At 60.5% G+C, this 20,224-nt stretch carries 19 protein-coding genes; all 19 read left to right on the top strand.

Features of this window, described 5'->3' with window-relative positions; all coding sequences use genetic code 11:
• Positions 1-8: 8 nt before the first annotated feature.
• The 19 genes from SNL23_RS02550 to SNL23_RS02460 all read left to right on the top strand — a co-directional run bounded on the left by SNL23_RS02550 (position 9) and on the right by SNL23_RS02460 (position 20,088).
• Positions 9-1,592, top strand: coding sequence for a flagellar hook-associated protein 3 (locus SNL23_RS02550; protein ID WP_318301517.1), 1,584 nt, complete (start codon positions 9-11; stop codon positions 1,590-1,592).
• 301 nt (positions 1,593-1,893) lie between these two features.
• Positions 1,894-2,823, top strand: a complete 930-nt coding sequence (locus SNL23_RS02545; protein ID WP_076015138.1) for a ketoacyl-ACP synthase III — start codon at positions 1,894-1,896, stop codon at positions 2,821-2,823.
• Between the two features lie 266 nt (positions 2,824-3,089).
• Positions 3,090-4,535, top strand: a complete 1,446-nt coding sequence (locus SNL23_RS02540; RefSeq protein WP_167663657.1) for a flagellin N-terminal helical domain-containing protein — start codon at positions 3,090-3,092, stop codon at positions 4,533-4,535.
• 75 nt (positions 4,536-4,610) lie between these two features.
• Positions 4,611-4,973, top strand: coding sequence for a flagellar protein FlaG (locus SNL23_RS02535; RefSeq protein ID WP_167663655.1), 363 nt, complete (start codon positions 4,611-4,613; stop codon positions 4,971-4,973).
• 80 nt (positions 4,974-5,053) lie between these two features.
• Positions 5,054-6,451 (top strand): flagellar filament capping protein FliD, encoded by a 1,398-nt coding sequence (fliD, locus tag SNL23_RS02530; protein WP_318301516.1) that lies wholly within the window; start codon positions 5,054-5,056, stop codon positions 6,449-6,451.
• Positions 6,452-6,594: 143 nt separating this feature from the next.
• A complete protein-coding gene (gene fliS / locus SNL23_RS02525; protein ID WP_076015142.1) occupies positions 6,595-6,984 on the top strand; it encodes a flagellar export chaperone FliS in 390 nt (129 codons plus the stop codon).
• A gap of 24 nt (positions 6,985-7,008) precedes the next feature.
• Positions 7,009-7,305, top strand: coding sequence for a flagellar protein FliT (locus tag SNL23_RS02520; RefSeq protein WP_076015143.1), 297 nt, complete (start codon positions 7,009-7,011; stop codon positions 7,303-7,305).
• Between the two features lie 170 nt (positions 7,306-7,475).
• Entirely contained in the window at positions 7,476-8,951 is a 1,476-nt protein-coding gene (locus tag SNL23_RS02515) for a sigma-54 dependent transcriptional regulator (protein ID WP_076015144.1), read from the top strand.
• 110 nt (positions 8,952-9,061) lie between these two features.
• Complete coding sequence (locus SNL23_RS02510; protein ID WP_318301521.1) at positions 9,062-10,273, top strand: sensor histidine kinase; 1,212 nt, start codon at positions 9,062-9,064, stop codon at positions 10,271-10,273.
• A 6-nt stretch (positions 10,274-10,279) separates the two neighbouring features.
• Positions 10,280-11,662, top strand: a complete 1,383-nt coding sequence (locus tag SNL23_RS02505; RefSeq protein ID WP_076015145.1) for a sigma-54-dependent transcriptional regulator — start codon at positions 10,280-10,282, stop codon at positions 11,660-11,662.
• Between the two features lie 130 nt (positions 11,663-11,792).
• A complete protein-coding gene (gene fliE / locus SNL23_RS02500; RefSeq protein ID WP_076015146.1) occupies positions 11,793-12,125 on the top strand; it encodes a flagellar hook-basal body complex protein FliE in 333 nt (110 codons plus the stop codon).
• A gap of 14 nt (positions 12,126-12,139) precedes the next feature.
• Positions 12,140-13,915 (top strand): flagellar basal-body MS-ring/collar protein FliF, encoded by a 1,776-nt coding sequence (gene fliF / locus SNL23_RS02495; protein WP_076015147.1) that lies wholly within the window; start codon positions 12,140-12,142, stop codon positions 13,913-13,915.
• Positions 13,908-14,927 (top strand): flagellar motor switch protein FliG, encoded by a 1,020-nt coding sequence (fliG, locus tag SNL23_RS02490; RefSeq protein WP_017477457.1) that lies wholly within the window; start codon positions 13,908-13,910, stop codon positions 14,925-14,927. The genes fliF and fliG overlap by 8 nt, the downstream gene beginning before the upstream one ends.
• A gap of 10 nt (positions 14,928-14,937) precedes the next feature.
• On the top strand, positions 14,938-15,702 hold the full coding sequence (fliH, locus tag SNL23_RS02485) for a flagellar assembly protein FliH (RefSeq protein ID WP_076015148.1): 765 nt from the start codon (positions 14,938-14,940) through the stop codon (positions 15,700-15,702).
• Entirely contained in the window at positions 15,692-17,050 is a 1,359-nt protein-coding gene (fliI, locus tag SNL23_RS02480) for a flagellar protein export ATPase FliI (RefSeq protein WP_167663648.1), read from the top strand. The genes fliH and fliI overlap by 11 nt, the downstream gene beginning before the upstream one ends.
• A 3-nt stretch (positions 17,051-17,053) precedes the next feature.
• Positions 17,054-17,503 (top strand): flagellar export protein FliJ, encoded by a 450-nt coding sequence (gene fliJ / locus SNL23_RS02475; protein WP_076015150.1) that lies wholly within the window; start codon positions 17,054-17,056, stop codon positions 17,501-17,503.
• A gap of 186 nt (positions 17,504-17,689) precedes the next feature.
• Positions 17,690-17,995 (top strand): STAS domain-containing protein, encoded by a 306-nt coding sequence (locus SNL23_RS02470; RefSeq protein ID WP_076015151.1) that lies wholly within the window; start codon positions 17,690-17,692, stop codon positions 17,993-17,995.
• On the top strand, positions 17,992-19,710 hold the full coding sequence (locus SNL23_RS02465) for an ATP-binding SpoIIE family protein phosphatase (RefSeq protein ID WP_318301515.1): 1,719 nt from the start codon (positions 17,992-17,994) through the stop codon (positions 19,708-19,710). The genes SNL23_RS02470 and SNL23_RS02465 overlap by 4 nt, the downstream gene beginning before the upstream one ends.
• A 30-nt stretch (positions 19,711-19,740) precedes the next feature.
• On the top strand, positions 19,741-20,088 hold the full coding sequence (locus tag SNL23_RS02460; protein ID WP_076015153.1) for an Hpt domain-containing protein: 348 nt from the start codon (positions 19,741-19,743) through the stop codon (positions 20,086-20,088).
• The last annotated feature ends 136 nt before the right edge of the window (positions 20,089-20,224 follow it).

Here is a 20,224-nt window from a genome sequence, read left to right as displayed (position 1 = left end):
CTGGGACGATGCGTATTTCTACACAGCAGTATTTCGACACCAGCTCCGCCAAATACCAGGACAACTATTCCGGTGTGGTGAAGGCCCAGGACCAGGCGAGTTCCGGCGTCCGGGTGCAGACCGCTTCCGATGACCCGGTGGCCGCTGCCCAGTTGTTGATGTTGCAGCAGCAGAAAGACATGTTGGGGCAATACAACACCAACATCACCACCCTGCAAAACTCCCTGACCAACGAAGAGAGCGTGCTGCAGAGCATCAACACCGCGTTGCAGACAGCCCAGGGCTTGGCGCAGCAGGCCGGTAACATCGGCAAAAGCGATGACGATCGCAAGGCGATTGCCGCCCAGGTCGGCGCGCTTGAGGACCAGGTGTTGGGCTTGCTCAACTCCAAGGACTCCAGCGGCAACTACATGTTCTCCGGTGCCAAGACCGATACGCCGCCGTACACCCGCAACAATGACGGCACCTACACCTATCAGGGTGACGAGACGCCCCTGAGCCTGCAGATTTCGAACAACCTCTCGATCTCCATGGGCGATACCGGCAAGGCTTTGCTTGAAAGCTCGTCCAACACCGGTCGCACTCAGGCAACGTTGCTGCCGCCTGCCGTGAACGACGGCACGGTGGGGATCTCGGCGGGCCTGGTCACGTCGAGCACGAAGTTTGCCAACAGCTTTTCCGATGGCCAGCCGTACAAGCTGACCTTCGCCAGCAGCACTCAATACAGCGTGACCGACAAGGACGGCAACGACGTCACCTCTGAGATCACCGGCAACGGTACGTTTGACTCCACCAAGGAAGGCTCCTCCAGCGTCAGCCTGCGGGGCGTCACGTTCGACATCCGGCTGAACCTGGGCAAGGACGTTGCGCCGGGCGCGGCGTCCGATGCGTTGGTGGCGGGCAAGGAATTCTCCCTGGCAACCAAGCCCGACAGCTTCAGTATCTCGCGTACGGCAAGCAATCCGTCCACCGCGCAACTGACTGGCGGCAGCGTCACGGACCCGGCGGCTTATACCAGCACCTTTCCCAACTCGGGGGCGGTCATCAAGTTCACCAGTGGCACCGATTACCAGGTGTTCGCCCAGCCGTATAGTGCCGACAGCAAGGCCATTGCCAGCGGCACCATGGCTGCCGGCGCGACGTCGATCACCACGGCCGGCCTGACCTTTGGTGTGAGTGGCACGCCAGGCGCCGGTGACCAGTTCTCGGTCGGCGCCACCAGCAACAAGAACATGAATGCCCTGGATACCCTGAGCCAATTGCGCAAGGCCCTGGAAACCCCGGCGGACGGCAATCCGGTTGCCTTGAACAACCTCAAGGACGTGGTCGCCACGAGTATTGGCAACCTGGGCAACGCTTCGGCGCAGATCGATCAGGTACGCGGCTCCATTGGTGCACGGCAGAACGCCATGGATATCCAGAGCACGGAAAACACCAGCCTGGGCCTGGCCAACACGTCCACCATGTCGTCCCTGGCCAACGTTGATATGGGGCAAGCGGCAATTGACCTGACCTTGCAGCAGACCATGCTGCAGGCCTCGCAACTGGCGTTCGTGAAAATCTCCCAGCTGAGCCTGTTCAGCAAGATGTGATTCGGCGGCTGTAAACTTGCGGCTCACCCTGGAAACGGGGTGAGCCGTTGTCGTTTCTGGCGTTTGTATGTCCCCGTGTTTCGCACAAAGCGCAGAAAATTGAGTGACCTGTGAGTCATAAAGCGCATCTTCACTGTATCGTGTGAAAAGGATAGGTCGTCGCCAGGTCTCCGCGAGGGCCTGCCGCCAGGGTTAAAGGCGGTTTTCGGCGAGTTTTTTGCGGGGTTATCCCCATTATTGTCAGCACCCGGCGATGTGTTCCGCGGGGTGTTCTCCAGCTATTTAGTATTGGGAAGCCACAATGATTGGCATAAAAAGCATCGCCAGTTACGTGCCGGCAGACGGGATCGATAACTACGCCCAGGGTGCCAAATTCGCCAAGGATGAAGAGTTCATCATTGGCAAGATCGGTTCGGCGTTCCTGCCGCGCAAGGATGCTGCACAGGAAACCTCCGATCTGTGCGTCGAGGCGGTCAACGCCTTGTTTGCCAACAACCCGGATTTGAAGCGCGAATCCATTGATGTGCTGATCGTCGTCACCCAGAACGGCGACGAAGAGGGTTTGCCTCACACCGCCGCCATCGTCCAGGACAAGTTGGGCCTGACGACGAACGTGGCGGCCTTTGATATTTCCCTGGGCTGCTCGGGCTATGTCTACGGCATCTATGCGATGAAGGGCTTCATGGAAGCCACTGGCCTGAAAAACGGCCTGTTGGTCACCGCCGATCCGTACTCGAAGATCGTCGACCCGGAAGACCGCAACACCACCATGCTGTTTGGTGATGCCGCGACGGCCACCTGGATGGGCGAAGACGCGCCCTGGCAGTTGGGCAAGGCCAAGTTCGGTACTGACGGTTCGGGTGCGCCGCACTTGAAGGTCAGTGATGGCGTGTTCTTCATGAATGGCCGCCAGGTATTCAACTTCGCCTTGCTCAAGGTTCCGGCGCATTTGCATGAGCTGCTCAACGAATCGGACCTCAAGGCTGACGAGATTGACGCGTTCTGCATTCACCAGGGCAGTGCGGCGATTGTCGACGCCGTGGCCCGGCGTTTTGAAGATGCACCGGTGGACAAGTTCATCAAGGACATGGTCGAGACCGGCAACACCGTGTCCTCGAGCATTCCGCTGCTGCTGGAAAAACACATGCTCGACTCCACCTGGAAGCGCGTCGCCATCAGTGGTTTTGGCGTAGGCCTGTCCTGGGGCTCGGCGATTTTGCATCGCCCTTGATGCCTTAAAGGCGCTGCACAAAAAAACGCCCATGATCGAAAGATCATGGGCGTTTTTTATTTGGCGCCAAAAAGCCAGCAATTGCGGGGGTTTGGGCTATCGTAAATGCTTGAATTACAAGGGGTGGCATCGTGCTAGTAAAAAAAATCAAAAAAGTCCTCAAGCAACCTGCTTTCACGACGATAACTATTACGAAGGTTCTCTAGGCCACACCCGGCGGTTGCCAGGGCCGGAAGCCGCAGTAAACAACCCACGAGGATTTCGTCATGGCTTTAACAGTAAACACTAACCTTGCTTCGTTGAACGTTCAGAACAACCTGAACAAGGCTTCCGGCGCCCTGCAAACTTCCATGCAGCGTCTGTCCTCCGGCCTGCGTATCAACAGCGCCAAAGACGATGCGGCCGGCCTGCAAATCTCCAACCGTCTGACCAGCCAGATCAACGGCCTGGGCGTTGCAATCAAAAACGCCAACGACGGCAGCTCGATTGCTCAGACCGCTGAAGGCGCCATGCAGCAGTCCACCAACATCCTGCAAAGCATGCGTACCCTGGCTCTGCAATCCGCCAACGGCTCGCCAAGCGCTGACGACCGTAAGTCGAACCAGGCTCAATACGCAGCACTGACTGCTGAATTGACCCGTATCGCTACCACCACTACTTTCGGTGGCAAGAACCTGCTGGACGGTTCTTTCGGTACTACTTCGTTCCAGGTCGGCGCCAACGCCAACCAGACCATCGACATGAGCATCGGTAACGTTGCAGCCAACAACATTGGTTCGCAGCAGCTGAAATCCCAAGGCGTTGCTCCAAGCGCAACAGGCGTTGCCGGCGGCGCACTCACCGTTACCGGTGGCGGCCAGTCCAAGAGCCTGACCATCGCTGCCAGTGCTTCGGCCCAGCAGATCGCTGCGCAAATGAACGGCGCTGTAGGCGGCCTGGCTGCTACTGCCAGCACTGTTGCCCAGTTCACCATTGACTCCACTGCCATCGCTGCTGCAACCCCTGCCAGCGCCAACTTCACCTTGAAAGTCGGTAGCGGTGCTGCGGTCCAGTTCACTGGCGTAACCAGCGCTTCTGACCTGGCTGACCAACTGAAGTCCAACGCTGCCAAGCTGGGCATCACCGTTAACTTCGATTCGACCACCAAGGCACTGTCGGTCAAGTCCGATACCGGTGAGAACCTGACCTTCAACGCTGGCGACGCCGGTGCTGTTGCAGGTATCAAGGTTGCCACCCTGGATGGTACCGGTACTGCCGGCACTGCCGTTGCACTGGATGCCGGTCCGATCATCGCCACTGGTGCAGTGTCGCTGAACTCCTCCAGCAGCTACTCGCTGAGCGGCGCTGGCGTGACGGGTCTGTTCGCAGCTACTGGTACTGCTGCCAACTCCACCAAAACCACCGTCAACAACACTGACATCACCACTGCTGCCAACGCACAGAACTCGATCGACGTGATCACCCAGGCGATCTCGGACATCGACTCCCAGCGTGCCGGTCTCGGTGCTGTACAAAACCGTTTCGACAACACCGTTGCCAACCTGCAGAGCATCTCCGACAACTCCAGCGCCGCTCGCGGTCAGATCCAGGACGTTGACTACGCTGCTGAAACTGCTCAGTTGACCAAGCAACAAACCCTGCAACAGGCTTCCACTGCGATCCTGTCCCAGGCCAACCAACTGCCATCCGCTGTACTGAAGCTGCTTCAGTAATAGCCATCGGTAGATGACTGACGGAAGGGCGCGTTTACGTGCCCTTTTGTCTTTTGCGTGATGAGGAGATTGGACATGGACATGAGCGTCAAGTTGAACCAGTCTTATCCTGCTGCCCCAACGCCACAGAGTGCGCCTGCCCCTGTGACTGCCGACTTGCAGACCCCCAAGGTTGATGCAACCGTCGCAACAGTAAAGCCCAAGCAGGAAACGAAACCGGACGACCTGGAAAAGGCCGTCAACGATATTCGCAAATTTGTCCAGGCTGCCCAGCGCAACCTGGATTTTTCCATTGATGACTCCACCCATCAGGTGGTGGTCAAGGTCATTGCGACCGACAGTGGCGAGGTCATTCGTCAGATCCCGTCGGAAACCGCATTGAAACTCGCACAAAGTCTTCACGACGCCAGCAATGTGTTGTTTGACGCTAAAGTCTGAGCTGGCATGAATTTTGTTGCTGTAGCTGCTTGAGGCGCCGTCCGTCAAGAAAGCGCCAGCCCCGTATCAGGAGAAACATCATGGGTGATATATCCGTCAGCGGCCCGGTAACGGGCATTGATACCCAGTCTATCGTTACGGCTTTGGTGAACGCTGAGCAGGCGCCCAAGCAGTCGCAGATCAACAAGCAGTCGCAGACGCAGACCGCCCAGTTGTCCTCGATCGGCAAGATTCAAGCGGCACTCGATGCGTTCCGCGGCGCTATGGACACTATGACCAAGGACGCCAGTATCGGCGGCCTGACGGCGGCGACCACTGATGCCAACGTTTCTACCGTCACCCTGGGTGCCGGTGCTTCTGCGGGGAGCTACCTGTTGGTGGTCAACCAATTGGCGACCGCCTCGAAGATTGCTACCCAGAACTTCGCGGGTGGGGCGAAGAGCGTCGTCAATAGCGGCTCTACGGCGACGACCCTGGAGATTTCCCAGTCAGGTAAGAGCTATGGTGTCAGCGTTCCTCCTGGCGCAACGTTGCAGCAAGTGCGTGACTCGATCAACGCGCAGTACAGCAGCGCTGGCCTGAGTGCCAACATCCTGACCGACGCAACCGGTTCCCGGCTGGTCGTGACGTCGACCAATACCGGCGCCGGTACAGACATTACCCTGGGTGGTAACACCGGACTGGAAGCCGGCACTACAGTTGTCGGCGGCCCGCCGGTGAATGCGAAATACACCATTGACGGTACCGCTCAGGAGTCCAAGAGCAATACCCTGACCGAAGCAATCAGCGGCGTGACTATCAAGTTGACCGCGGTGTCCGCGTTGCCCACCGGTGTTAGCGACGAAAGCAAGCGAATAGCCTCGACCATTACGGTCACCCGCAGTAACGACACCCTGAAGAGTTCGGTAAAGGGGTTTGTCGATACCTATAACGCCTTGATGACAGCGATCGGCACTGAGACCAAAGTCACCACTAACGCGGATGGTTCTACTACGTCTGCGGCGCTGACGGGCGATGCCACGATGCGTTCCTTGCAGTCGGCCCTGCGTAACGAGCTGAACTCATTGGCGGGCTCGGGTACGTTGAAGTCCCTGGCTCAGTTTGGTGTAAACACTGACCAGACAACCGGCAAGTTGAGTATTGATGACAAGGTGTTCGGTGCGGCAATTGCCACCAACCCTACTGACATCGGCGGCATTTTCAACGGTGACAATGGCCTGCTCGCGCGTATGAAAACGGCGACCGACAGCTATGCGTTGAGCGGTACCGGGGTTCTGGCCTCGCGTTCTTCGACGCTGACGGCGAACATCAAGGACCTGCAAGTGCAGCAGGACAGCCTGACCGCGCGCATGGCTGCACTCAAGACGAGCCTGACTGCCAAGTACACTACGATGAACAGCCTGGTGGCACAGCTCACCGCTCAACGGTCGAGCGTAATGACTACGCTCAATGCGCTGAACAATCCCAAGACCGATTGATCCTCAATGAAGCCGCCCGGTGAAGTGAAAACCTTCACCGGGCGCACCTTCAGCAGACCGCCGGCTTAAAGTTTTTTGCGACACCGTCGACATAATAGTCAGAGCCCATTCTTTTTAGCTGTTGCCTGTCACGAGGTAGAAACATGAATCCCATGAGAGCCCTTCGCCAATACCAGAAGGTCAATTCCCATGCCCAGGTCTCCGAGGCCAGCCCGCACCGTCTGGTTCAGATGTTGATGGAAGGCGCGCTGGACCGCATGGCCCAGGCCAAGGGTGCCATGGCTCGTGGTGACATCGCGCAAAAAGGCCTGTTGCTGGGCAAGGCGATCGATATCCTGATTGGTTTGCGTGACGGCCTGAACCCGGAAAAAACCGATGATCCGGCCGCCTTGCAGCAATTGGATAACCTGTACGCCTACATGACTACGCGTTTGCTTGAAGCCAATACCAAGAACGATGTCGAGATGATCGACGAAGTGGCCGGCTTGATGATTACGCTCAAGGAAGGCTGGGACGGTATTGCAACACTGTAGGCCTGCTGGCCTGAGGAAGATGTCATGAGTCACGCCCTGCAACGGATTGACGAAACCCGCGAAGCCTTGATGGACGCATTGGTTGCCCGCAACTGGGACGCCATTGGCGAACTGGACCTGGGGTGCCGTGCGGTAATTGATGAGGCGCTGAGCAATGCGCCGGTGGACGAGGATGCCCTGCGGGAGAAGCTGGAGAGTTTGCTGGCGGTTTATCAGCAGCTGCTTGAGGTGACAACCGGGGAGCGCCAGGCGATATTCGAGGAGATGTCGCAGATCAACCGAGCGGAAAGTGCGTCAAAGGTTTACCATCTGTTCGGCTGAAGGCTCAGTTAATCCGAACAAGGCGCGTCATAAATTTGACTGTGCACATATTTTTGACTTAACTAGTGCTATTTTCAGACGTCAGAAAGCTGTAGCGCAGAAAATGCCTACAGCTATCTAGATTGCCCCAACTCGAGGGCATTAAGTTTTACTAGGGAAGTTGCTATTGCATGTGGCGTGAAACCAAAATTCTGCTGATCGATGACGATAGCGTTCGGCGCCGCGATCTGGCGGTGATCCTGAATTTTCTTGGCGAAGAAAATCTACCCTGCGGCAGCCATGATTGGCAGCAGGCGGTCAGCTCTTTGTCGTCGAGTCGTGAAGTCATTTGCGTGCTGATCGGTACGGTTAGCGCTCCCGGCGCCGTTCTGGGCTTGTTAAAGACACTGTCAACCTGGGATGAGTTCCTTCCGGTGTTGCTAATGGGCGATATTTCTTCTGTCGACCTGCCGGAAGACCAGCGCCGTCGTGTCCTTTCCACCCTCGAAATGCCTCCCAGCTACAGCAAATTGCTCGACTCCCTGCACCGTGCCCAGGTCTACCGCGAGATGTACGACCAGGCCCGCGAGCGTGGCCGTCACCGCGAACCCAACCTGTTCCGCAGCCTCGTCGGCACCAGCCGTGCGATCCAGCACGTGCGCCAGATGATGCAGCAAGTCGCCGACACCGATGCCAGCGTGCTGATCCTCGGCGAGTCCGGCACCGGCAAGGAAGTGGTCGCGCGCAACCTGCATTACCACTCCAAGCGCCGCGACGGGCCATTTGTGCCGGTCAACTGCGGAGCGATTCCCGCAGAGCTGCTGGAAAGCGAACTGTTCGGCCACGAGAAGGGCGCCTTTACCGGGGCGATCACCAGCCGTGCCGGGCGTTTTGAGCTGGCCAACGGCGGCACCCTGTTCCTCGACGAAATCGGCGACATGCCGCTGCCGATGCAGGTCAAGCTGCTGCGGGTTCTGCAAGAGCGCACCTTCGAGCGCGTGGGCAGCAACAAGACCCAAAGCGTCGACGTGCGCATCATTGCCGCCACCCACAAAAACCTCGAAAGCATGATCGAGGTCGGCAGCTTCCGCGAAGACCTGTACTACCGCCTCAACGTATTCCCGATCGAAATGGCGCCCCTGCGCGAGCGCGTCGAAGACATCCCGCTGCTGATGAACGAACTGATCTCGCGCATGGAACACGAAAAGCGCGGTTCGATCCGTTTCAACTCGGCGGCGATCATGTCCCTGTGCCGCCACGGCTGGCCGGGCAACGTCCGCGAGCTGGCCAACCTGGTGGAGCGCATGGCGATCATGCACCCGTACGGGGTGATCGGCGTGGTCGAGTTGCCGAAGAAATTCCGCTACGTCGACGACGAAGACGAGCAGTTGGTAGACAGCCTGCGCAGCGACCTGGAAGAGCGCGTGGCAATCAACGGCCATACGCCGGACCTCGGTTCCACCGCCATGCTGCCGCCGGAAGGCCTGGACTTGAAAGACTACCTCGGTAGCCTTGAACAAGGCCTGATTCAACAGGCCCTCGACGACGCCAACGGCATCGTCGCCCGTGCCGCCGAACGCCTGCGCATCCGTCGCACCACCCTGGTGGAGAAGATGCGCAAGTACGGCATGAGCCGCAAAGAAGGTGATGAACAGGCGGATGATTGACGCCTGTTTTTCAAGCCGCTGATTAATCAGCGGTTTTTTTTCGGCACGGGTATTGCTACAGCACTCGCAACGTTCCGTTTAACTGACGGTCAGCCAAGCGAGAGAGCATGATGCCCCACGCCGCCCAACTATCTTCGGTCCCTGACATTCAGGGGCCTGCCCCCTCCGTAGAGCAGATCAGCCGCCTTGGGCTTGAACAGGCATTTTCCCTGTTCAACCAGATGTCGAGCCAGTTGACTGACTCCTACAGCCTGTTGGAAGCGCGGGTTTCCGAGCTTAAAGGCGAGTTGGCGGTGGTCAGCGCCCAGCGCATGGAAGAGCTGGCCGAGAAAGAGCGCCTGGCCAACCGCCTGCAAAACCTCCTCGACCTGTTGCCCGGTGGCGTGATCGTTATCGACGACCAGGGCCGCGTGCGCGAAGCCAACCCGGCCGCCTGCGACATGCTGGGCCTGCCGCTGGAAGGCGAGCTGTGGCGCGAAGTCATCACCCGCTGCTTTGCGCCGCGGGAAGACGACGGCCACGAAATCTCTCTCAAGGACGGGCGCCGCTTGTCCATCGCCACCCGTTCCCTGGACGCCGAGCCCGGCCAGTTGGTGTTGCTCAACGACCTGACTGAAACCCGCCACCTGCAAGACCAATTGGCACGCCACGAGCGCCTGTCGTCCCTGGGGCGGATGGTCGCTTCCCTGGCCCATCAGATTCGTACGCCGTTGTCCGCTGCGCTGATTTACGCCAGTCATTTGACTGATGAGCAGTTGCCGGCAGCCACTCACCAGCGTTTTGCCGGTCGCTTGAAGGAGCGTTTGCACGAGCTGGAGCATCAAGTGCGCGACATGCTGGTGTTTGCCCGCGGCGAATTGCCGCTGACCGATCGCGTCACCCCGGCCGTGTTGATGCAGTCCCTGCAAGCCGCAGCCGCCACCCATATCCAGGAAGCGTCAGTCCGTTGGCAGTGCGACAGCCATCACGGCGAGTTGCTGTGCAACCGCGACACGCTGGTAGGCGCGCTGCTCAACCTGATCGAAAACGCGACCCAGGCCAGCGGCCCCGGGGCGCGGCTCAAGGTTCACCTGTACAACCGTGGCGACACCCTGCGCCTGAGCATCAGCGACAGTGGCAGCGGGATTGACCCGGTGGTGCTGCAACGCCTCGGCGAACCTTTTTTCACCACCAAAACCAACGGTACCGGCCTGGGCCTGACCGTGGTCAAGGCAGTCGCCCGTGCCCATCAGGGAGAATTGCAGCTGCATTCCCGGTTGGGTCGCGGCACGTGCGCGTTGATCACGCTGCCGCTGTTTTCATGCGCCGTCAGCGCGGAGTAAAAGGTCATGGCTATCAAGGTTTTATTGGTTGAAGACGATCGCGCCCTGCGTGAAGCATTGGCTGACACGCTGTTGCTGGCGGGCCATGACTACCGGGCGGTAGGGTCTGCCGAAGAAGCCTTGGAGGCAGTGGAGCAGGAGTCCTTCAGCCTGGTGGTCAGCGACGTGAACATGCCGGGCATGGACGGCCACCAATTGCTCGGCTTGTTGCGTGCGCGCCAGCCGCAATTGCCGGTGCTGTTGATGACCGCCCACGGTGCGGTGGAGCGCGCCGTCGACGCCATGCGCCAGGGCGCTGCGGATTACCTGGTCAAACCTTTCGAGCCCAAAGCCTTGATCGAGCTGGTCGCGCGCCATGCCCTCGGCACCCTGGGCGCCGCCGACGGCGAAGGCCCGATTGCCTTCGAACCGGCCAGTGCGCAATTGCTGGAGCTGGCGGCCCGGGTCGCCCGCAGCGACTCCACCGTATTGATCTCCGGCGAGTCCGGCACCGGCAAGGAAGTACTGGCGCGCTACATCCACCAGCAATCCCATCGTGCCAGCCAGCCGTTCATTGCGATCAACTGCGCGGCCATCCCCGACAACATGCTCGAAGCCACCTTGTTCGGCCATGAAAAAGGCTCGTTCACCGGCGCCATCGCCGCCCAGGCCGGCAAGTTCGAACAGGCCGACGGCGGCACCATCCTGCTCGACGAAATCTCCGAAATGCCCCTTGGCCTGCAAGCCAAATTGCTGCGGGTATTGCAGGAGCGCGAAGTGGAGCGGGTGGGCGCACGCAAGCCGATCCAGCTGGACATCCGTGTGGTGGCCACCACCAACCGCGACCTGGCGGGCGAAGTGGCGGCGGGGCGCTTCCGTGAGGATCTGTTCTACCGTCTCTCGGTGTTCCCGTTGGCCTGGCGCCCGTTGCGCGAGCGCCCGGCAGACATTATTCCGCTGGCCGAGCGCCTGCTGAGCAAACACGTCAATAAAATGAAGCATGCCCAGGCGCGCCTGTCGGCCGACGCCCAGGCCTGCCTGATCAGCTACCCATGGCCCGGCAACGTGCGGGAACTGGACAATGCGATCCAGCGTGCGTTGATTTTGCAGCAGGGCGGCTTGATCCAGCCCCAGGACTTCTGCCTGGCCATGGGCACCGGCGCGGCGCCGTTGCCGAGCCTGGCGGCCGCGCCACAGATCGAAGCCGCGCCTGCCGAGTCGGCCGGTGCCTTGGGCGACGACCTGCGCCGCCGCGAATTCCAGATGATCATCGACACCTTGCGCTCCGAGCGCGGCCGCCGCAAAGAGGCCGCCGAGCGCCTGGGCATCAGCCCGCGCACCTTGCGCTACAAGCTGGCGCAGATGCGCGATGCCGGGATGGACGTGGAAGCCTACCTCTACGCCACCTGAAAATCCTCGAAGCCGACAGGGCCAGTCGCCTTTTCTTACAGAATGCCACGGAGCTGGCACCCTTGTTGCTACCACCCCTGTAAGCGCTGTGTAGTGTCAAAAAATTGCGGGTCGTCGGAGAGAGAAGGTCATGAGCCAAGGTGTTGAGTTCAATCGGTTGATGTTGGATATGCGGTCCATGCAAATGGATGCCATGGCCCAACCGAAATCCGCCGCGCAAGCCGTGCCGGAATTGGGCCAGAGCAGCTTTGCCGACATGCTCGGCCAGGCCATCAACAAGGTCAGCGATACCCAGCAGGCATCCAGTCAGTTGGCGACCGCCTTCGAGATCGGCAAAAGCGGCGTGGACCTCACCGACGTGATGGTCGCTTCGCAGAAAGCCAGCGTTTCATTCCAGGCCTTGACCCAGGTGCGCAACAAGCTGGTTCAAGCCTATCAAGACATCATGCAGATGCCGGTTTAAGGACGATTTGAGTCATGGCAGAAGCAGTCGTGGATAACGCACCCGCCAAGGCAGACGGCAAGCCGCCGCTGTTCGGCCTGTCGTTCCTGGAAAACCTCTCCGAGATGACCATGCTGCGTCAGGTGGGCCTGATGGTCGGCCTGGCTGCCAGCGTGGCGATTGGTTTTGCCGTGGTGCTGTGGTCACAGCAACCGGATTACCGTCCGCTGTACGGCAGCCTGGCGGGCATGGATTCCAAGCAGATCATGGAAACCCTGGCGGCGGCAGACATTGCCTACACCGTCGAACCGAATTCCGGCGCCCTGTTGGTCAAGGCCGATGATGTGGCCCGTGCACGGATGAAACTGGCGGCAGCCGGCGTCACCCCGTCCGACGCCAACATCGGTTTTGAAATCCTCGACAAGGACCAGGGCCTGGGTACCAGCCAGTTCATGGAAGCCACCCGCTACCGTCGTGGCCTGGAAGGCGAACTGGCGCGCACCATTTCTGCGTTGAACAACGTCAAAGGCGCCCGTGTGCACCTGGCGATTCCGAAAAGCTCGGTGTTTGTGCGCGATGAACGCAAGCCCAGCGCTTCGGTACTGGTCGAATTGTTTGCTGGCCGCTCCCTGGAGCCTGGCCAGGTGTTGGCGATCATCAACCTGGTGGCCACCAGCGTTCCCGAATTGAGCAAGTCGCAAATCACCGTGGTCGACCAGAAGGGCAACCTGCTGTCGGACCTCGCGGAAAACTCTTCGCTGACCATGGCCGGCAAGCAGTTCGACTACAGCCGTCGCATGGAAAGCATGCTGACCCAGCGCGTGCACAACATCCTGCAACCGGTGTTGGGCAATGATCGCTACAAGGCGGAAGTGTCGGCCGACGTGGACTTCAGCGCCGTCGAATCCACCTCCGAGCAGTTCAACCCGGACCAGCCGGCCCTGCGCAGCGAGCAATCGACCACTGAACAACGTACCGCCAGCAATGGCCCGCAAGGCGTGCCGGGTGCCCTGAGCAACCAGCCGCCAACCCCGGCCACTGCTCCGCAAACCACCGGTGGCGCCGCTGCTACCGCAGGCGCGGTGCAACCTGGCCAGCCGCTGCTGGACGCCAACGGTCAGCAGATCATGGACCCGGCTACCGGCCAGCCAATGCTCGCGCCGTACCCGGCCGACAAGCGCAACCAGTCCACCAAGAACTTCGAGCTCGACCGCTCCATCAGCCACACCAAGCAGCAGCAGGGCCGGATCAATCGCCTGTCGGTGTCGGTGGTCGTGGATGATCAAGTCAAGATCAACGCCGCCGACGGCGCCGTCACCCGTGCCCCGTGGAGCGCCGACGAATTGGCGCGCTTCACCCGGCTGGTGCAGGACGCGGTGGGCTTCGATGCCAGCCGTGGCGACAGCGTCAGCGTAATCAACATGCCGTTTTCCGCCGAGCGGGGCGAGGTGATTGCCGAGGCAGCGTTCTATACTCAGCCGTGGTTCTGGGACATCGTCAAGCAAGTGCTGGGTGTGTTGTTCATCCTGGTGCTGGTGTTCGGCGTGCTGCGTCCGGTGCTCAACAACATTACCGGTCACGGCAAAAAACAACTGGCCCTGGCCGGTGGCGACGTCGAACTGGGTGGCATGGGCGGCCTCGATGGCGAACTGGCCAACGACCGCGTGAGCCTCGGTGGCCCGCAAAGCATTCTGTTGCCGAGCCCGAGCGAGGGTTATGACGCTCAGTTGAACGCAATCAAGAGCCTGGTGGCCGAAGACCCGGGTCGTGTGGCCCAAGTCGTGAAAGAGTGGATTAACGCAGATGAGTGATAGCCGAGCTGCAGTAGCCAAACTCTCCCGGGTCGACAAAGCCGCCGTGCTGTTGCTGTCCCTTGGAGAAACCGACGCCGCCCAAGTGCTGCGCCACATGGGGCCCAAAGAGGTTCAGCGTGTCGGCGTGGCCATGGCGCAAATGCGCAATGTGCACCGCGAGCAAGTCGAGCAGGTGATGAGCGAGTTCGTCGAGATCGTCGGCGACCAGACCAGCCTGGGCGTCGGCTCCGACAGCTACATTCGCAAGATGCTCACCTCGGCCCTGGGCGAAGACAAGGCCAACGGCCTGATCGACCGCATCCTGCTGGGTGGCAACACCAGCGGCCTCGACAGCCTGAAGTGGATGGAACCGCGGGCCGTGGCCGACGTGATCCGCTACGAACACCCGCAGATCCAGGCGATCGTGGTGGCGTATCTCGACCCCGACCAGGCCGGTGAAGTGCTCGGCCATTTCGACCACAAGGTACGCCTGGACATCATCCTGCGCGTCTCGTCGTTGAACACCGTACAGCCGGCGGCCCTGAAAGAATTGAACACGATTCTCGAGAAGCAGTTCTCGGGTAACTCCAACGCTTCGCGTACCACCCTGGGTGGCATCAAGCGTGCGGCCGACATCATGAACTTCCTCGACAGCTCGGTGGAAGGCCAGTTGATGGACTCGATCCGCGAGATCGACGATACCCTGTCGGTGCAGATCGAAGACCTCATGTTCGTGTTCAACAACCTCTCCGATGTCGACGACCGTGGCATCCAGGCGTTGCTGCGTGAAGTCTCCTCCGACGTGCTGGTGCTGGCCCTCAAGGGTTCGGACGAAGGCGTCAAGGAAAAGATCTTCAAGAACATGTCCAAGCGGGCTTCCGAACTGTTGCGCGACGACCTCGAGGCCAAGGGCCCGGTGCGCGTCAGCGACGTGGAAACTGCGCAGAAAGAAATCCTCACCATTGCCCGCCGTATGGCCGAAGCCGGAGAAATCGTTCTCGGTGGGAAGGGCGGCGAAGAAATGATTTAAGGCGCCGCGCATGTCGAACAAAGATGAGACGCCCAGCGATCTGATTCGCGCGCGGGACGTCGGAGGGTTCGACGTCTGGTCGCTGCCCAGTTTCGACCCGCATCGCCCGGAGCCAGAGCCCGAGCCGGTAGAAGAAACCCCGGCCGAGATGGAAGAAGTGCCGCTGGAAGAAGTCCAGCCACTGACCCTGGAAGAGCTCGAAAGCATTCGTCAGGAAGCCTACAACGAAGGTTTTTCCACTGGTGAGAAAGACGGTTTTCGCAGCACCACCCTCAAGGTCCGCCAGGAAGCCGAGGCGGCGCTGAGCGTCAAGCTCGCCAGCCTGGAAACCCTGATGGGCAGCCTGTTCGAGCCCATCGCCGAGCAGGATTCGCAGATCGAAAAAGCCATGGTCGGGCTGGTGGAGCACATCACTCGCCAAGTGATTCAGCGCGAATTGGCCCTGGACTCCACGCAAATCGAAAGCGTGATGCGCGAAGCCCTCAAGCTGCTGCCTCTGGGCGTCGGTAATGTGCGGCTGTACATCAATCCCCAGGATTTCGAGCAGGTCAAAGCCCTGCGCGAGCGCCATGAAGAAACCTGGCGCATCGTCGAAGACGCCGCGCTGCTGCCCGGTGGTTGCCGGGTCGAGACTGAACACAGCCGCATCGACGCTACGGTGGAAACCCGAATCACCCAGATCATGGCCAAGCTGTTTGATCAACTGCACGAGCAGGCGCTGCACCCGGCAGAGCCGGACTTGAGCGTCGAGCTGGACACCCCCGATGCGCCTTGATCGCACCAGCTTCGCCAAGCGCCTGGGTGGCTATGCCGAAGTCACCGAGTTGCCGGGCCAGCCGATCCTGGAGGGCCGCCTGCTGCGCATGGTCGGCCTGACCCTGGAAGCCGAAGGCCTGCGCGCCGCCATGGGCAGCCGCTGCATGGTGATCAACGACGACAGCTACCACCCGGTGCAGGTCGAAGCCGAAGTGATGGGCTTTTCCGGCAGCAAAGTATTTTTGATGCCCGTCGGCAGCGTTGCCGGCATCGCGCCCGGCGCTCGCGTGGTGCCGCTGGCCGATACCGGTCGCCTGCCCATGGGTATGAGCATGCTCGGCCGGGTGCTGGATGGCGCTGGCCGTGCCCTCGACGGCAAGGGCGGGATGAAGGCTGAAGACTGGGTACCGATGGACGGCCCGACCATCAACCCGCTCAAGCGCAACCCCATCAGCGTGCCGCTGGACGTGGGCATTCGCAGCATCAACGGTTTATTGACGGTGGGCCGCGGCCAGCGTCTGGGCCTGTTCGCCGGTACCGGCGTGGGTAAGTCGGTGTTGCTGGGCATGATGACCCGCTTCACCGAGGCCGACATCATCGTGGTGGGGCTGATCGGCGAGCGGGGCCGCGAAGTGAAGGAATTCATCGAGCACAGCCTCGGTGAAGAAGGCCTCAAGCGTTCAGTGGTGGTCGCCTCACCGGCGGATGACGCACCACTGATGCGCCTGCGTGCCGCGATGTACTGCACACGTATTGCCGAATATTTTCGCGACAAGGGCAAAAACGTCCTGTTGCTGATGGACTCCCTGACCCGTTTCGCCCAGGCCCAGCGGGAAATCGCCCTGGCCATCGGCGAGCCGCCGGCCACCAAGGGCTATCCGCCGTCAGTGTTTGCCAAGCTGCCCAAGCTGGTGGAGCGTGCCGGTAATGCTGAAGCCGGTGGCGGTTCGATCACGGCGTTCTACACCGTACTCTCCGAGGGCGATGACCAGCAGGACCCGATTGCCGACTCGGCGCGGGGCGTGCTCGACGGGCACATCGTGCTGTCCCGGCGCTTGGCCGAGGAAGGGCATTACCCGGCCATCGACATCGAAGCCTCCATCAGCCGGGTGATGCCGTCGGTGGTCACGCCTGAGCACATGATGCGGGCGCAGCACTTCAAACAGCTGTGGTCGCGCTATCAACAGAGCCGTGACCTGATCAGCGTGGGTGCCTACGTGGCCGGTGGTGATCGCGAGACCGACCTGGCGATCGCCCTGCAACCGCAACTGGTGACCTACCTGCGCCAAGGCCTCAACGACAAGATCAGCATGGGTGAGAGCGAGGCGCACCTGGGTAGCATCTTCGCTCCGGCACCCGGCGGATAAACCATGGCCAATACCCGCGCCGCACGCCTTGCCCCGGTGGTGGACATGGCCGAAAAAGCTGAAAAAACCGCCGTCCAGCGCCTGGGTTACTTCCAGGGCCAGGTTCGCCTGGCGGAAAGCAAACTGGGCGACCTGGAGCGCTTTCGCGGCGAGTATCAGCAACAGTGGATCGAGCGCGGCAGCAAGGGCGTCTCCGGCCAATGGCTGATGGGTTACCAGGGCTTTCTCAATCAATTGGAAACCGCCGTCGGCCAACAGCGCCAGAGCCTGGCGTGGCACCAGGCGAACGTCGACAAGGCCCGCGACAGCTGGCAACAGGCCTACGCCCGGGTCGAAGGCCTGCGCAAACTGGTGCAACGCTACATCGACGAAGCCCGCGCACTGGAAGACAAGCGCGAACAGAAACTGCTTGATGAGCTGTCCCAGCGCCTGCCGCGTCAGAGCCAGTATTAACCGCGCCGCAGTCCCCTGTAGGAGCGAGCTTGCTCGCGAAGGTCGTCAACGATAACGCGGGGCAATCAGGATTTACGCGCTGGTCTTGCGTTCTTCGCGAGCAAGCTCGCTCCTACATGGAGTTGCCCACTTCCCCATCACCTGCTAAACCTTGTTGCACATTGCCAATGACAAGGAAGCAGTCGTATGTCAGTCGAATCAGAAGTGTCCCTGGATGGGAAGAAAGCGACGATCACCGTTAAGGGGCGATTCGATTTCGGTAGTCACCAGGCTTTTCGTGATGCCTACGAAAAGTTCTACAAGGTGCCCGAGATCTACGTGGTGGACTTGAAGGAAACCACCTACATGGACAGCTCGGCCCTGGGCATGCTCCTGCTGCTGCGGGACCATGCCGGCGGTGACAATGCCGAAGTGCAGGTGGTCAACAGCAACTCCGACGTGCGCAAGATCCTCGCCATCTCCAACTTCGACAAACTGTTCGATCTCACTTGAGCGTCCTGGCCCCGGTCCTTGAGGCGCTGACGGTATTGATCGCCGAAGACAGCGCCGCCGATTTGCTATTGCTGTCGAGCATCGTGCGTCGTCAGGGCCACCAGGTACTGACCGCCAGCAACGGTGAGGAAGCTGTGGAAGTGTTCATCCGCGAGCGGCCGCAATTGGTGTTGATGGACGCACTGATGCCGGTAATGGATGGCTTCGAGGCGGCCCGGCAGATCAAGCAACTGGCGGGGGAGGCGCTGGTGCCGATCATCTTCCTGACTTCCCTGCGCGAGAGCGAAGCCCTGGCCCGGTGCCTGGATGCCGGCGGCGACGACTTCCTGGCCAAACCCTATAACCAGGTGATCCTCGCGGCGAAGATTAACGCCATGGACCGCCTGCGTCGCTTGCAGGCCACGGTGTTGCAGCAGCGCGACCTGATCGCCCGGCACCACGACTATCTGCTGCAGGAGCAGCGGGTCGCCAAGGCGGTGTTCGACAAGGTCGCGCATTCCGGCTGCATCAATGCCGCGCCGAATATTCGCTACGTGCAATCGCCCTACGCGCTGTTCAACGGTGACCTGTTGCTGGCTGCCTACACGCCATCGGGTGATATGCATGTGCTGCTGGGTGACTTTACCGGCCACGGTTTGCCGGCGGCGGTCGGCGCGATGCCGCTGGCGGAAGTGTTCTACGGCATGACTGCCAAGGGCTACGGCCTGGCGCAGACCCTGCGGGAGATGAACGCCAAGCTCAAGCGCATCCTGCCGGTGGACATGTTCTGCTGCGCCACCTTGCTGTGCCTCAGCGCCCAGCGCCGCGTTGTGGAGGTGTGGAACGGCGGCATGCCCGAGGGTTATGTGCATGACATCGCCACCGGCAAGCGCACGCCGCTGGTGTCGCGGCATTTGCCGTTGGGCGTATTGGCGGCCGAGGCGTTTGATGACCGCACTGAAGTCTGGCCGATGGCGCTGGGCGACCGGGTGTTTCTGCTGTCGGATGGCGTGCTGGATACCGCTGATGTCCATGAGCAACTGTTTGGCGCCGAGCGTTTGCAGCAAGTGTTTGCGGCCAACCGTGAGCCGGACCGGTTGTTCGAGGAGATTGAGCAAGCCCTGGCGGCTTTTCGTGGCGAAGTGCGTGATGACGTCAGCATGGTGGAGATCAGCCTGCAGGCGGGTGAGCCATTGCGTTCGCCGTCGGTGGTGTATTCCGACAGTGGCCAGTCGTCGCCGCTGGATTGGTCGGTGAGCTTTGAGTTTCGTGCCGAGACGCTCAAGTCCTACAACCCGTTGCCGTATCTGTTGCAGCTGCTGTTGGAGATCCATGGGCTGCGGGAGCAGAGCGGGGCGTTGTATAGCGTGATGGCTGAGTTGTATTCCAATGCCCTGGAGCATGGGGTGCTGGGGCTGGATTCGCGGCTCAAGCGTGATGCTCAGGGGTTTGCGGCGTATTACCGTGAGCGTAATGAGCGGCTGGCGCGGTTGGACAGCGGGTTTGTGCGGGTGCACCTGGATGTAGTGCCGACCGGGGAGGGTGGTTGTCTGACCTTGCGGATCGAGGACAGCGGGCCGGGGTTTAATGTGGAGGCGGTGCTGGCCAGGCCGCTGGATGTTGACCGTCTGTCTGGTCGGGGGTTGAGCCTAGTGCGGCAGTTGAGCAGCCAGGTAGGCTGGTCGGACGGCGGGCGGTGTGTGTGCGTGGAGTTTTCATGGAAGGCTCTGGCATAATCCGCCGATTCTTGATCAAGGAGCGAACAAGTGGCAGAGATTCATCTGGACCCCGATGTGCTGACTGGCTTGCAGGAGGTCATGGAGGGTGAGTATCCGAAGTTGCTCGACACGTTTCTCGATGACTCGCAGAAGCGGGTAGAGGCGTTGCGCAGGGCTCGTGATGATGCCAAGGCGTTGGGGCGGATTGCGCATAGCTTTAAGGGGAGCAGCGGTAACCTTGGGGCGGTGCGCTTGGCTGAGCTTTGTCAGTTGCTCGAGGATACGTCGGCCAAGCCTGTGCATGCGGACCTTGGGGGGTTGGTGGACGAGATTGACCAGGAGTTTTCGCTGGTGCGGCCGTTGTATGAGCATGAGCGGGGGCGGTTTCAGCTTTGACGCTTTTGGTGTGTATATCCGTTATTTAGGTAACGGCGGCTTATGGTTCCGCTCTTACAGCGGGTCACTTTTGAAAAGCGCAAAAGTAACCAAAACGCTCTGCCCCGCCTGTCGGCGCCTCGCTGTGGCTCGGCGT

Source organism: Pseudomonas sp. SED1, from assembly GCF_034044025.1.
GTDB lineage: Bacteria > Pseudomonadota > Gammaproteobacteria > Pseudomonadales > Pseudomonadaceae > Aquipseudomonas.
This window is presented reverse-complemented; position numbering and strand designations above follow the sequence as displayed.